Annotated in this window: 15 protein-coding genes; 7 read left to right on the plus strand and 8 right to left on the minus strand. The window is 65.2% G+C overall.

Annotated elements, in window-relative coordinates:
- Window positions 1–48: 48 nt before the first annotated feature.
- The 3 genes from P6U31_RS10595 to P6U31_RS10605 all read left to right on the plus strand — a co-directional run bounded on the left by P6U31_RS10595 (window position 49) and on the right by P6U31_RS10605 (window position 2602).
- Window positions 49–1644 carry an NAD-dependent malic enzyme gene (locus P6U31_RS10595; RefSeq protein ID WP_407189814.1) on the plus strand — a complete coding sequence of 532 codons (1596 nt, stop codon included), beginning with the start codon at window positions 49–51 and terminating at the stop codon, window positions 1642–1644.
- 174 nt (window positions 1645–1818) lie between these two features.
- Complete coding sequence (locus tag P6U31_RS10600; RefSeq protein ID WP_407188180.1) at window positions 1819–2343, plus strand: septal ring lytic transglycosylase RlpA family protein; 525 nt, start codon at window positions 1819–1821, stop codon at window positions 2341–2343.
- A gap of 103 nt (window positions 2344–2446) precedes the next feature.
- A complete protein-coding gene (locus P6U31_RS10605) occupies window positions 2447–2602 on the plus strand; it encodes a hypothetical protein (protein ID WP_164938179.1) in 156 nt (51 codons plus the stop codon).
- A 267-nt stretch (window positions 2603–2869) separates the two neighbouring features.
- Here P6U31_RS10605 and P6U31_RS10610 read toward each other — a convergent pair whose 3' ends face one another.
- From P6U31_RS10610 to P6U31_RS10620, 3 genes are all read right to left on the minus strand, one after another.
- Window positions 2870–3175: a hypothetical protein gene (locus P6U31_RS10610; protein ID WP_407188182.1), complete on the minus strand. Its 306-nt coding sequence runs from the start codon at window positions 3173–3175 to the stop codon at window positions 2870–2872.
- An 85-nt stretch (window positions 3176–3260) separates the two neighbouring features.
- Complete coding sequence (locus tag P6U31_RS10615; RefSeq protein WP_407189815.1) at window positions 3261–3533, minus strand: hypothetical protein; 273 nt, start codon at window positions 3531–3533, stop codon at window positions 3261–3263.
- A gap of 130 nt (window positions 3534–3663) precedes the next feature.
- Complete coding sequence (locus tag P6U31_RS10620; protein ID WP_407188184.1) at window positions 3664–6351, minus strand: flavin-containing monooxygenase; 2688 nt, start codon at window positions 6349–6351, stop codon at window positions 3664–3666.
- Window positions 6352–6613: 262 nt separating this feature from the next.
- Between P6U31_RS10620 and P6U31_RS10625 the strand changes: the two genes are divergently transcribed.
- A complete protein-coding gene (locus tag P6U31_RS10625; RefSeq protein WP_407188186.1) occupies window positions 6614–6790 on the plus strand; it encodes a hypothetical protein in 177 nt (58 codons plus the stop codon).
- An 81-nt stretch (window positions 6791–6871) separates the two neighbouring features.
- Entirely contained in the window at window positions 6872–8326 is a 1455-nt protein-coding gene (locus tag P6U31_RS10630; RefSeq protein WP_407188187.1) for a carboxylesterase/lipase family protein, read from the plus strand.
- A gap of 16 nt (window positions 8327–8342) precedes the next feature.
- On the opposite strand, the gene P6U31_RS10635 is transcribed toward P6U31_RS10630, so the two are convergent.
- Window positions 8343–8522, minus strand: coding sequence for a hypothetical protein (locus P6U31_RS10635; protein WP_407188188.1), 180 nt, complete (start codon window positions 8520–8522; stop codon window positions 8343–8345).
- 155 nt (window positions 8523–8677) lie between these two features.
- Here P6U31_RS10635 and P6U31_RS10640 point away from each other — a divergent pair, with 155 nt between their 5' ends.
- Entirely contained in the window at window positions 8678–9472 is a 795-nt protein-coding gene (locus P6U31_RS10640; protein ID WP_407188190.1) for a DODA-type extradiol aromatic ring-opening family dioxygenase, read from the plus strand.
- Between the two features lie 68 nt (window positions 9473–9540).
- Here the strand turns inward: P6U31_RS10640 and P6U31_RS10645 are convergent, their stop codons facing one another.
- From P6U31_RS10645 to glgC, 3 genes are read right to left on the minus strand one after another with little or no spacing between them, the layout of a single operon-like run.
- Complete coding sequence (locus P6U31_RS10645; protein WP_407188192.1) at window positions 9541–9801, minus strand: SemiSWEET transporter; 261 nt, start codon at window positions 9799–9801, stop codon at window positions 9541–9543.
- Window positions 9802–9860: 59 nt separating this feature from the next.
- On the minus strand, window positions 9861–11315 hold the full coding sequence (gene glgA, locus P6U31_RS10650; protein WP_407188194.1) for a glycogen synthase GlgA: 1455 nt from the start codon (window positions 11313–11315) through the stop codon (window positions 9861–9863).
- Complete coding sequence (gene glgC, locus P6U31_RS10655) at window positions 11312–12574, minus strand: glucose-1-phosphate adenylyltransferase (protein WP_407188195.1); 1263 nt, start codon at window positions 12572–12574, stop codon at window positions 11312–11314. The genes glgA and glgC overlap by 4 nt, the downstream gene beginning before the upstream one ends.
- A gap of 360 nt (window positions 12575–12934) precedes the next feature.
- On the opposite strand from glgC, the gene P6U31_RS10660 reads away from it, so the two are divergent.
- Entirely contained in the window at window positions 12935–13372 is a 438-nt protein-coding gene (locus P6U31_RS10660) for a hypothetical protein (RefSeq protein WP_407188196.1), read from the plus strand.
- Between the two features lie 225 nt (window positions 13373–13597).
- Here P6U31_RS10660 and P6U31_RS10665 read toward each other — a convergent pair whose 3' ends face one another.
- Entirely contained in the window at window positions 13598–13777 is a 180-nt protein-coding gene (locus P6U31_RS10665) for a hypothetical protein (RefSeq protein ID WP_407188198.1), read from the minus strand.
- Between the last annotated feature and the right edge of the window lie 12 nt (window positions 13778–13789).

The following is a 13789-nucleotide window of genomic DNA, read 5'->3' on the forward strand; positions in this document are numbered from 1 at the left end:
CCTGCCCGGGTCGTTGCCCAATCGACGTCGTCCACTCCGCCGCAAGGCATGGCGCTGCTGCGCGATCCCTTGCTCAACAAGGGCACTGCCTTCACGGCATCCGAGCGCGAGGCACTCGGCCTGCGTGGCCTGCTACCGCCTTGCGTGCTGACGATGGAGACGCAGGCTCAGCGCGTTCTCACCAATCTCCGCGCGCTGCCGACGGATCTTGAAAAATATGTCGCGCTGAACGCGCTGCATGACCGCAACGAGGCGCTGTTCTTCCGCGTCGTCGTCGACAATATCGACGAGATCCAGCCGATCATCTACACGCCGACGGTCGGGCTCGCCTGCCAGAAATACGGCCTGATCTTCCAGCGGCCGCGCGGCATGTTCATCTCCTCGCGCGATCGCGGCCAGATCGCCGAGCTTCTGAAGAACTGGCCCTATCCGGCCAAGCTGATCGTCGTCACCGACGGCGAGCGCATCCTGGGCCTCGGCGATCTCGGCGCCAACGGCATGGGCATCCCGGTCGGCAAGCTGTCGCTCTATTCGGCCTGCGCCGGCGTGCATCCCGAACTGTGCCTGCCGATCGTGCTCGACGTCGGCACCAACAACGAAGAGCTGCTCAACGATCCCTATTATCTCGGCCTGCGCGAGCGGCGGCTCACGGGCGAGGCCTATGACAGCTTCGTCGACGAGTTCATGCAGGCCGCGCGAAAGACCTTTCCGGGCGTGCTGATCCAGTTCGAGGATTTCGCCAATCATTCGGCGTTCAAGCTGCTGCACAAGTATCGCGACGAAGCCTGCGTCTTCAACGACGACATCCAGGGTACCGCCGCGGTGGCGCTCGCCGGTCTGTTCTCGGCCTTGCGCATTTCGGGCGGCAAGCTCAGGGATCAGCGCATCCTGTTCCTCGGCGCGGGCGAGGCCGCGACCGGCATCGCCGATCTCGTGGTGTCGGCCATGATGGCGGAGGGCGCTTCCGAACAGGACGCGCTCCGGCGCAACTGGCTGGTGGATTCCCGCGGCCTCGTCGTCAGCGGCCGCGACGGCGTCACCGGCCACAAGCTGCGCTACGCCCATGCCGACCAGGCGCCGATCTCCGACTTCCTCACCGCGATCAAGACGCTGAAGCCGACGGCGATCATCGGCGTCGCCGCGGTCGGCGGCGCCTTCACGCCCGAGGTGCTCAAGGCGATGGCCGAGCTCAACGAGCAGCCGATCGTGTTCGCGCTCTCGAATCCGACCTCGAAGGCCGAATGCTCGGCCGAGGACGCCTATCGCTACACCGAGGGCCGTGCGCTGTTCGCCTGTGGCAGCCCGTACGATCCGGTCAAGCTCAACGGCCGCAGCTTCGTGCCGCGCCAGGGCAACAACTCCTACATCTTCCCGGGCGTCGGCCTCGGCGTCATCGCCAGCGGCTCGAAGCTGGTGACCGACGAGATGTTCATGGCGGCCGCCCATACGCTCGCCGATTGCGTCGGCAAGGACGACCTCGCGCAGGGCAGTCTCTATCCGGCGCTGCCGCGCATCCGCGAGGTCTCGGTCCGCATCGCCGCGGCCGTTGCGGACGTCGCCTATCAGCGCGGGCTCGCGGATGGACCCGCGCCCAACGACGTCAAGGCGCTGGTCCAGTCCCAGATGTACGAGCCGAAATACTGACATCGCCGGATTGGCAGGCCGCCTCCGGGTGGCCTGTCTCTTTTCGGAACATGTCACTGTGGTGGAATCGCCACAGCTGGCGCGAAACACCGGCGGCCCCAGGCCTGCTTTTGTTCCGACAAGGTTCTGCCCTCATTGCCCGCCGAAAATCCCGGCAGTTCGGAGGGGCGTACCATGTCTCGCATTGCACGTGCCGAAACTGCCCGGATTTCCCTCGTATCCCTATGCCGGCTGCTGCTCGCCATCGTTGCTGCCGCCTCGCTGGCCGCCTGCGCACAATCGCCAGTCGGGCGTCAGAAGGCCGATCTGGCGGGGACCAACCGGCAGGCCGCCGTCGAGCGACCGCACAGGGTGGCGGCGCTGCATCCAAGGCCGATCAGCCGGGCGCGCATCCCCGACTCCAAGGGCGAGGCCAAGCAAGCAGCCTCGCAGGGCCTTGCCAGCTTCTATTCGGACACCGAGACCGCGAGCGGCGAGAAGTTCGACAGGAACGAATTGACCGCGGCGCATCCGAGCCTGCCGTTCGGCACCAAACTGCGCGTCACCGACGTTTCGTCCGGCCGCTTCGTCACCGTCCGGGTCAACGATCGCGGGCCCTATGTTCGCGGACGCGTGGTCGACATCTCGCCTTCCGCGGCCGAGGCGCTCGGCATGGTCGACAAGGGCATCACCAATGTCAGGCTCGACGTCCTACGATGAATTCGAGACATCGCTTTTGGCCGGCCGCGCTTAACCGGCTGTTAGCGGCTTCTCAAGCACCATGCTCGTCCGAACAATTTGGGGCTGTTGGGGAGGCGGACGCTTGAAGACGATCCAGTATCTCGAAGATCAGGCCGCGCGCGCCGAGCGGCTCGCCAAACGGATCACGGATACGCTCACGATCGAAAAGCTCCTGACTTTTGCCGACGAGCGCCGCCGCGAGATCGAGGTCATCACCGGCAAATATCGGCGCGCATAACTCCCCTCAACCATGCTCTGAACGCATTCGTCCTTCCCGCGAAGCACGGAACTTCTTCGCCGCTCCTGCGTCATCTGGGCACGGAGAGAGAGGAGGACATCATGGGTTTTGGACGAGGTGCTTTGCTTTGGCTGCTTGGCGTGCCGCTGCCGATCGTTCTGCTGCTGGCATTGTTCTGGCACCACTGAGGTTTCGACAGCAAAAGCGCCGCGGAAGCGGCGCTTTTTTATTGCCTGCGGTGTGAAGCCTATCGGCGACGCGATGGCGTCACGAATGGCTCTCGACGAAGTCGCTGAGATAGTCCGGCATCGTCACGCCCTCGATATCGCAGCGCGCGCGGATCTCGCCGGCGACGTCGGTCGAGATGTCCTTCATCCAATGTTCGAGCGTGTTGAACGAAATCACCTTGACGGGATCATTGAAGCAGCCGGCGACGAGCTCGCCGATCGTGGCTTCGAGATCGCTCCGTTCGATCGGGATCTCAGTTGAATTGTCGCGGCGATCGATCACCACGAACAGGGTCTGGTCTGCGCCATAGGGCACGACGGGAGACGATACGCCAGCTTCAAGCATCGTCAGGGCACTCGCGACTTGGCTTCCGATCCCCGTTAACGGGAAGAACCTGAAGAAGGTTCCTGCGCGTCGCCGTGAAGTGCCGTCAGAGAAATTCTCTCAAGCGCGCGAGCTCGATGACGTGCTCGGGCGAAAGAATTTCGGTGACGAGCGGCGGCTGCGCTGCGGTCCGGATCTCATAGAGGTGCCGGGTTGCCGCCGGCTTGGCCATGAGCGCCGAGATGCACTCGTCGAGCGTACCTTCGATGAGCTGATAAGGCTCCCGGTCGGGCTGGCGCTGATTGGCCAGTGACGGCCATTTGTTCAGCACTGCAAGCGCGCCAAAATCGACCTTTGACTCCGTAGACACGTCCCCCATCACCCCGCCTCACGCAAAAAACGCCCCGGCACGCGGATTTGCGTACCGGGGTTTACACCTGTCGCTGCATCTCAATGCCACACATGCTCAACGCAGCAGCCGGGAAAAGGTTCCCGGCGGTGTCGTCTGATCAGCTCGCAGCGGCCGCGATTCTGTGCCCTGGGCTGGCCTGGCCGTGGCTGCGCTCGTCGCTGCTGCTGACCTCCGGTGGCAGACCGGCGAAGCGACGCAACGCTTCCGCCATCTGCGCCCGGCCCGGCACGCTCGTGATCACGACGTCCACCATGGTGAAGGAGGAGTGGAAATGGCCGCGCGCCCTGAGCTGCTCGACCGGCACCCCTGCGGCCGACATCGCCTCGGCATAAGCGATGCCTTCGTCGCGCAGGGGATCGAACTCGCAGGTGGCCACGAAGGCCGGCGGCAGGCCAACGACCTTGCCGCGCAGCGGCGAGACGCGCGGATCGGTGCGGTCGGCCGGCGCGCAGTAGAGGTCCCAGAACCAGTACATCAGCGAACGCGTCAGGAAGTAGCCCGTCGCATTGTCGTTGTAGGAGGGCCGGTCGAAGGTGCAGTCGGTGACCGGACAGATCAGGAGCTGGCCGGCGATCTCCGGCCCGCCGCGGTCGCGCGCGAGCTGGCAGGTGACGGCGGCGATGTTGCCGCCGGCGCTCCAGCCCGCAACCAGCACCGGGCCCGGTCTGCCGCCAAGCTCGGCGGCGTGCTCGGCGATCCAGCGCGTGGCAGCATAGCCGTCCTCGGCCGCGGTCGGGAAGCGATGCTCCGGCGCATGGCGATAGCCGACGCTGACGAACATCATGCCAGTCCGCCGCACCATGTCGCGGCAGAACGGCTCGTCCGACTGTTCGTCGCCGAGCACCCAGCCGCCGCCGTGGAAATAGACCACGACCGGATGTGGTCCCGGCGCTGCCGGCTTGTAGACGCGGTAGGGTAGCGCGCCGCCGGTGACGGGCAGGGTGCCGTCGACGATGTCGCCGATCGGCCGGCCCGCCGGGCGGGCCTTGTTGAACTCGTTCACGAACTCGCGGGCGCCGAGCGCGCCCATCGATTCGATCGGCGGCAGATTGAGCGAGGCGAGCAGGTTCAGCACCAGCCGCACGTCGGGCTGCAGCCGCACCACCTCGCCATCATTGCATTGCGCGGCGACATTGGGGCCGGTGAGCTTGAAGCCGAGCATGCCGCGGCTGACCACCTCGTCGCAGATGCTGCGATAAGGTCCGACGCCGCCGGTATAGGGCATCAGGCCCTGCACCTTGCCGGGCACGTTGGCGCCCGTGTACCAGGTGTTGGCGAGCCGGTGCAGCGTCAGCATCGAGCAGTCGGCCATGTGCCTGTTCCAGCCGGCCTGCGCCGTCTCGGTCGGCTCGATCGTGGTGAAGCCGGCATCACGCAGCGCGGCGAGGCGGTCGACCACCCAGTCGACATGCTGCTCGATCGACACCGCCATGTTCGACAGCACCGACGGGCTGCCGGGTCCGGTGATCATGAAGAAGTTCGGGAAGCCCGCGACGGTGAGACCGAGATAGGTCTGCGGCCCCTGCGCCCAGACATCGGTCAGCGACTTGCCGCCGCGCCCGGTGATCGGATGCACGGCGCGGATCGCGCCGGTCATGGCGTCGAACCCGGTCGCGAACACGATGACGTCGAGGTCGAAGCTGCGCTTGCTGGTCGTGATTCCGCTGGCGGTGATCGCCTTGATCGGCTCCTGACGCAGATTGACCAGCGTGACGTTCGGCCGGTTATAGGTCGCGTAATAATTGGTATCGAGGCAGGGGCGCTTGGCGCCGAAGGGATGGTCGTGCGGCATCAGCGCCGCGGCCGTTTCGGGATCCTTCACGGCCGCCGAGATCTTCTCGCGGATGAGATCGCAGATCAGCTGGTTGCCTTCGACGTCGACCGCCTGGTCGGCCCAGAGCTGGGTGAGGATGTAGACGAGATCGCCTTTGCCCCAGGCTTCCTCGAAGCGCGCGCGGCGCTGGGCATCGCTGAGCTGCCAGCTCACCGCCGTCTGCTGCGGATAGGGCACGCCGGCCATCGACTGGCGCGCCTGCTCGCGATAGGCCGCGCGGTCCGACTGCAGCAGGCTCATGCGGTCCGCGGGTGCGGGACCGTTATGGGCGGGCAGCGCGAAGTTCGGCGTGCGCTGGAACACGGTCAGATGTGCGGCCTGCTCGGCGATGAGCGGGATCGACTGGATGGCCGACGAGCCGGTGCCGATCACGGCGACGCGCTTGCCCGCGAGATCGACGCCGCCATGCGGCCAGCGTCCGGTGAAATAGACCTCGCCGCCGAAATCCTCGACGCCGTCGATCTCCGGCGGCTTTGGCGCCGAGAGACAGCCGGTGGCCATGATGTAATGACGGCAGGAGACAGGTTGCCCGTGGTCGGTGGTGATGAGCCAGCGCTCGGCCGTCTCGTCCCATTTGGCCTGGGTGACCTTCGTGCCGAAGCGGATGTCGCGCCTGAGATCGTAGCGGTCGGCGACGAAGCCGAGATAGCGCAGGATTTCGGGTTGGGTCGCGTATTTCTCCGACCAGGTCCAGGCCGTTTCGAGTTCCGGATCGAAGGTGTAGCTGTAGTCGATGGTCTGGATGTCGCAGCGCGCGCCGGGATAGCGGTTCCAATACCAGGTGCCGCCGACGTCGCCGGCCTCTTCGAGAGCGACCGTCGAAAAGCCGGCCTTGCGCAGGCGATGCAGAAGATAGAGGCCGGCAAATCCGGCGCCGACCACGGCGACGTCGACCTGCTGAGCGGTTCCGCGCTCCTCGGAGGCACGTGTGGCAACCATTGCGTCAGGCATGCATTCCTCCCGTTATGTGTTGTTGCCGGCAGGCTATCGTTGCAGGTTCAGCTTGTCATCACGGCAAATGCAATCTTCGGTGGTCGTTTGCGGCAGCATCGTGGCCGCGTGAATGTTTGCGGCACCACACGCACCGCGATGCACAATGGCCGTGATTACCCGGGCTAATCATGCCCGATCCGTCTGTGTATGCTTGCGGCTACAAGCCACGCGTGGCGGCCGGGGCGTTATGACAGAGTTGAGTGAGCGGACCAAAGCGAACATGGACGTCGTCCTCGAGGAGACGTGCCGGCAATTGCCGCATGGCGGCGATCACGACAGCCGCAGATTCATCGCCGAGCGCCTGATCGAGGCGGCGCAGGCGGGACACTCCACGCTCGGCGAGCTCGGTATTGTCGCGCGGCGCGCGCTGGCGGAGCTCATCGGCAAGGGCCGTTAGGCGCGGCCGCAACACTTGCCTCGCCGACCGTCGCGGGCATAACCTGCAGGCAGCCTGTCCGCGCATCGAGATGTCTCGAAGATGCGTCCCCTGCTTTCCCTATTTGCCGTTTGCACACTGCATTGTGCCGGCTCGGCCGTGGCCCAGCCTGTCGGGCAGTTTCCATTCGCGCTGACGCGTGAAGGACAGCTGCTCGGCGCCGTCGAAGGCGAGGTCGCGTCGTTCAAGGGACTGGCCTACGCGGCGCCGCCGGTCGGCGCGCTGCGCTGGCGCCCGCCGCAGCCGACGCCCGAAAGCTCGGAGATGCGCACGGCCTACGAATACGGCGCGCCGTGCCTTCAGCCGGCGCTGCCCGATGCGAGCGAGGATTGTCTCACGCTGAACGTGTTCCGTCCGTTCGGGGTCGACGGCCCGTTGCCGGTGATGATGTTCATCCATGGCGGCGGCTTCGTCAGCGGCACCGCGAACGATCTTCGCTTCGACGGCGCCAGGCTGGCGCAGGCTGGCCTCATCGTGGTGACCGCCAATTATCGCCTCGGTGCGCTCGGCTGGCTCGCTGGTCCCGTGCCGCCGGAAGGCGGCTCCGGCAATTACGGCCTGATGGACCAGATCGCGGCGCTGCATTGGGTTCACGACAACATCGCGGCCTTCGGTGGCGATCCCAATAATGTCACGTTGTTTGGCAGTGGCGCAGGTGCGACGTCGATCGCGCTTCTGATGCTGTCTGCGCAATCGCGCGATCTCTTCCAGAAAGCCATTCTGCAATCGATCCCCGCGCGCGCGCGCCCGCAATCGGCGCAGGAGGCGGACACTGTCGGCCGGCAGTTCGTGGCAGCGCTCGGACCGAAGGCAGACTTGCGCCAAGCCGAGCCGCGACGCTTGCTGGCCGCCGAGAAACATCTGCTGGAAGAATCACCGCGCAGCTTCGCGCCGATGATGGATGGAAGCCTGGTGAGCGAGGATGTCGCTACGGGCTTTGCGGCCGGACATCAAAGCCGCATCCCCCTGATCATCGGCTCGAACGATGACGAGACCGGTTTCGACAGCGACACCGAGGTCAAGAACGTCGCATCGTCAGGCATCACCAGCGATGAGTTGCGTGAGCTCTATCCCGACCTCCTCAGGCCTTCGGACCTTGCGGCCAGGTTCTATACCGACAAGGTCTTTTCCGAGCCTGCACGACTGCTGACGCGCCTGCATGCCGCAAGCGGTGCGGCGACCTTTCGCTATCGCTTCGCCTATGTGCCGGAGGCCCGGCGTGCTAATCCCGAAGGCGGGCACGGGTGCGAGCTGCAGTTCATTTTCGGTGCGGAGGGCGTGCCCGGGGCGGGCATCTTCTCGCGAGGTGATCGCGAGGTCGCCAGCCGCATGCGGTCCTATTGGATCAATTTTGCCAGGAGCGGTGATCCCAACGGTCCCGATCTGCCGCATTGGGACGCAGCGGCAGGCCGCGATCGCCTGCTGCTGATCACGAACGATCGCATCGCGAGCGGCGACGATCCCTTCGCGGAGCGTCTGGACCGGCTCGCGCGCTAGCGCGAATGGATTGGATTTAAGCCGCGAGCTCGACGCGGGGGGCCGGGGTCAGCCGGTCTTCCTCCAGATAGTCCATCGCACCGTCCTTCTCGACGGCGTAGAACTGTTGGCCGTCCCGCGACTTGAAGGCGGCGCGAATGATGCCGCGGCGGCCCTTGTCACTGTTGACGACGTCCCCCAGCGCAAACTTCTTCATCTCACGTCTCACTTGTCTTCAGGCCGACTGCTTCGGCCACGGCTCAGATTTTGGGCGGCAAATCGTTAACGACTTGCTAACCATCCCGGTTCGCCTATGCTCGCGGCCGATCGCGCGGGCGCTGGCACGCGCATGTTGCCGACGAGACGAGTCCCATGACGCGATTTCCGACCCTCTTCCTGTCGCACGGCGGCGGGCCCTGGCCCTTCATGGAGGACAGGCGGGTGCAATATGCCAGGACCGCCGCGGAGTTCGGCCGCTTGCCGCAGCTGCTCCCCGAAAGGCCGCAGGCCGTGCTCGTCATCACCGGCCATTGGGAGGCGGACACCTTCACCGTGTCGACCTCGGCACATCCGCCGATGGTGTACGACTATTACGGTTTCCCCGAGCACACCTACCACCTCAAATATCCGGCGCCCGGCCGGCCCGAGCTTGCGGCGAGGGTGAAGGCGTTGCTTGCCGGCGCGGGTCTCGATTGCCGGGAAGATCCCAATCAGGGTTTCGATCACGGCACCTTCGTGCCGCTCGGGCTGATGTATCCGAACGCCGACATGCCGATCGTGCTGCTCTCGCTGAAGTCGGCTTACGATGCGGCCGAGCACATCAAGGCCGGCGAGGCGATCGCAGCGCTGCGCGACGAAGGCATTCTCATCGTCGGCAGCGGGCTGACCTATCACAACATGCGTGGCTTCAACCGGCCGGAGTCCAAGCCCGTCTCCTACGATTTCGAGGCCTATCTGAACGGGGCGATCAGCAACCCGGATCCCGCGCGCCGCAACGCGATGCTGGTTGATTGGGAGAACGCACCGAGCGCGCGCCTTGCGCATCCGCGCGAGGACCATCTGCTGCCGCTGATGGTGGCCGCCGGCGCCGCCGGCAGCGACGTCGGCAAGCGCGTCTTCGTCGACGAAGTCGCGAACGTGGCGATGGCGTCGTATGTGTTTGGATGACGAGTAGGCGGCATTGCGCCTTAACCCTCTCCCCTTATGGGTCCCACAAGGGGGGAAGAAAGGCAGCCTCACCCGTATTTCAGCTTCATGAACAAGATGCCGCCGGCGAGCACCATGGTGATGGCGTTGGCGGCGACCAGCGGGGCGTCGCCCGAGAGCAGGCCGTAGATCAGCCAGAGCGCCAGGCCCAGCACCATGACCAGAAACATGCCGAGCGAGATGTCTCCGGTGGAGCGGGTCTTCCATACCTTGATGGCTTGCGGCGCGTAGGCCACGGTGGTGCAGGTGGCGGCGGCAAAGCCGATCAGCTTGATCACGAGGGGTTCCATGTCGGCTCTATAGCATGGATTCGACGAGGATCATGCTTCCGGATGACGAGCCTGCTGCCTCAGGCGCGCTCCGCCATCAGGCTGCGATACAGCGCGGCATAATCGCCAGCGCGGTTGCGCCAGGAGACGTCGGTCGCAAGGCCGCTGCGTTGCAGCCGGCGCCAGGTCTGCTTGTCGTGGAAGACAGTGCTGGCCTTGCGCAGCGTGCCGGCGAGGGCCTCCGCCGTCACGGGCGCAAACTTGAAACCGGTAGCATCGCGGCCGGACGCGTCGGCCTCGCCGATATCGACGATGGTGTCCTCGAGCCCGCCGACCCGCGAGACGATCGGGACCGCACCATAGCGCAGCGCGCAGAGCTGGGTCAGGCCGCATGGCTCGAAACGCGAGGGCACGATCAGCGCGTCGGATCCGGCCTGGAGCAGGTGCGCCAGGATTTCGTCATAGCCGATCACGACGCCGATCCGGCCGGGATTGGCGCGGGCCGCGGCCTGATAACGGTCCTGGAGATCGCGGTCGCCGCTGCCGAGCAGCGCGAGCTGCATGCCCTCGCTCAAGATGGTCGGAATGACCTCGAGCAGGAGATCGAGCCCCTTCTGCCACGACAGCCGGCTGATGACGCCGAGCAGCGGCGCCTCGTCCGAGGAATCGAGGTTGAATTGCTGCTGCAGCACCGCCTTGTTTGCGGCCCGGAACGTGAGATCGTCCGCGCCGTAACGGTAGGCGATGTGCGGGTCGTCTTCCGGATTCCACACCGAGATGTCGATGCCGTTGAGGATGCCGCTCAGCACATGTGCGCGTTCGCGCAAGAGGCCGCCGAGTCCCATGCCGCCTTCGTCGCTCTGGATTTCCCGCGCGTAGGTCGGCGACACCGTGGTGATGTGGTCGGCGAATTGCATGCCGGCCTTCAGGAAGCTGATGCCGCCGAAATATTCGAGGCCATGAACGTTGAACGAGCCCCAGGGCAGGCCGATCGATCCGATCAGCTCGGGCGCGAACTTGCCCTGATAGGCCATGTTGTGGATGGTCATCACAGTGGCCGGCCGCGGGCGATTGTCATAATGCAGATAGGCCGGCACGAGCCCGGCCTGCCAGTCATGAGCGTGCACGACATCGGGCACGAACGCGGGCACGAGGCCGTGGCCGATATCGGCGGCGACGCGCGACAGCGCCGCGAAGCGCAGCCCATTGTCCGGCCAGTCGACGCCATCAGGGGTGACATAGGGATTGCCCGGCCGCGCATAGAGATGCGGGACGTCGAGCACGAACAGGTCGAGCCCGTCGTAGGAACCCGCGAGCAGCCGGCCAGGTCCGCCGAAATAGTCCGGCCAGCGCCAGATTTCCTGCGCGCCGGCGACAAGCCGCGTCACGTCGGGATAACCCGGCATCAAGGTGCGCATCTCGACGCCATGCGCCTTCAGCGCAACCGGCAGCGCGCCGGCGACATCTGCGAGGCCGCCGGTCTTGACGATGGGATAGACTTCGGAAGCGACTGCGAGGACGCGAACAGGCGTCATGTATTGAGCCTGTCGAGCATCGGCTGGGTGATGAGCGAGATGCCCTGCTCGGTGGTGCGAAAGCGCTGGGCATCATGGTGCGGGTCCTCGCCGACGACGAGCCCTTCCGGAATCTCGACGCCGCGGTCGATCACGACGTTCTTCAGCCGTGCGCCGCGGCCGACATTCACATAAGGCATGATGACGGCGTTCTCGACATTGGCGTAGGAGTTGACGCGCACGCCGGTGAACAGCAGCGAGCGGCGCAGCGAGGCGCCCGAGATGATGCAGCCGCCGGAGACCAGCGAGCTCACGGCCTGGCCACGCCGGCTTTCCTCGTCATGAACGAATTTGGCGGGGGGCGTGATCTCCGCATAGGACCAGATCGGCCAGGCGCGGTCGAACAGATCGAGCTCCGGCACCACGTCCGTGAGATCGATGTTGGCGGACCAGTATGCGTCGACGGTGCCGACATCGCGCCAATAGGCGCCGTTGTTGCTGCTGGAGCGCACGCAGGAGGTCGAGAACTGGTGCGCGATGGCGCGGCCGTTCTTGACGAGGTAGGGAATGATGTCCCTGCCGAAATCGTGGTTGGAGTTCGGGTCCTCGGCGTCGCGCTTAAGCTGGTCGAACAGGAGTTTGGCGTTGAACACGTAGATGCCCATGCTGGCGAGCGAAACGTCCGGCTTGCCCGGCATCGGTGGCGGATCTTTCGGCTTCTCGAGGAACTCCTGAATCCAGCCGTTCTCGTCGATATGCATGATGCCGAAGCCCGAGGATTCCGCGCGCGGCATCTCCAGGCAGCCGACGGTGACGTCGGCGCCGCTCTCGACGTGCTGGCGCAGCATCACCTCGTAGTCCATCTTGTAGATGTGATCGCCGGCCAGCACCACGATGAAGCGGCAGGCGTGGGATTCGATGATGTCGATGTTCTGGTACACAGCGTCCGCCGTGCCGACATACCACATGTTCTCGGAGACGCGTTGGCTCGCGGGCAGGATGTCGAAGCTCTCGTTACGTTCGGGACGAAAGAAGTTCCAGCCCATCTGGAGATGCCGGATCAGGCTGTGCGCCTTGTACTGGGTCGCCACCGCGATGCGGCGGATGCCCGAATTGACGGCATTCGACAGCGCGAAATCGATAATGCGGGACTTGCCGCCGAAATAAACGGCCGGCTTGGCGCGCCGATCCGTCAGCTCCAGGAGCCGGCTGCCGCGACCCCCGGCCAGGACGAACGCCAGCGCCTGACGGGCGAGCGGCTCATTACCGACGGCACTCATGTTATCCTCCCACTCACGCCCGGCGCAGGCCGAGGCCATTTGTCGCGAGAAGCCCCGCGCCCTTGGAACCGATAGTAACGGTACCCATAGTAAATCGTGAAGTAGGTTGTTGGTTGCGAACGCGGGAAGCTTAATGCTTTGCCCTGCCGCCGGGCTCCGGAATCGCACCGCGGTTACGCGGGACGGAGCGGGCGCGTCGTCCCGCCCGCGCGCCGGCGACCATCAACGAGGCAATGAAGGAGACTTGTGCGCCGCACGCAAATCCGGCTTCGAACGTCCGGACTTTGACTTGGCGCAAGGATGCCCGATCATGACGCTGCGATCCTTTTCCAAGCGAAACGTCAGACAGGAGTTGAGACGATGAGGATCTGGAAAACGGCAATTGCCTGTTCGCTCGCCGGCGCGGTCGTCGCCGGCCAAGTTCAGCAGGCCGGGGCGGCGCCGCTGCCGACCAACGTCGCGACCATGAAGGCCGCGGTCGGCGACGACGTCACGCAGGTGCATTGGCGCGGCGGCGGATGGGGATGGGGCCTCGGCGGATTTGCGGCCGGCGCGATCATCGGCAGTGCCATCGCCAGCGGTGCGCCGTACGGCTACGGCTATTACGGCGGCCCTTATTATGGCGGCTACGGCTATCCCGGCTACGGCTATGGCTATGCCCCAGCCTATTACGGCTATGGATACGCACCGGTCTACGCCTATCCCCGCTACTATCGGCCCTATCGACCGTATTACAGCTATGGCTACTACCGGCCGTACCGGGTCTATCACCGACACTATTATCGCCGATATTGGTGATCGCACGCGCAGGCAGGCACCCCGATCAAGCGGGGTGCCGGCTGTGCAAGAGCGTTCCGATATTTGCGCTGCTCGCGGAGCGCTGAAAGCAGGCGGCCGGGCCTCCAGGCGCGCGGCGAGAGTCCCGATCCGGCGCGCTGATATGGATATACGCGGCTGCGAAAATCCCGATGCAGATCGCGGCGATGACCGCGATCTCGATGCACCATTCGAGCGGTCCCGAGTTCATGGCAGCGCGATGGCGTTGGTGAGGTCGGCCCCGGACAGGCTCGGGCCGGCGCACGCAAGATAGATGGCAACCAGGAAAACGCGGCTGAGGACGGTGAGGCTCAATATGACCCTGACGTCGTAACGGCGTACGGCGACGGCGAGAGGCGGAATCGCCTGGGGCCTCAAAATGCTCATAGCCAACTCCTT

Source organism: Bradyrhizobium centrosematis, assembly GCF_045571495.1.
GTDB classification, from domain to species: Bacteria; Pseudomonadota; Alphaproteobacteria; order Rhizobiales; family Xanthobacteraceae; genus Bradyrhizobium; species Bradyrhizobium centrosematis.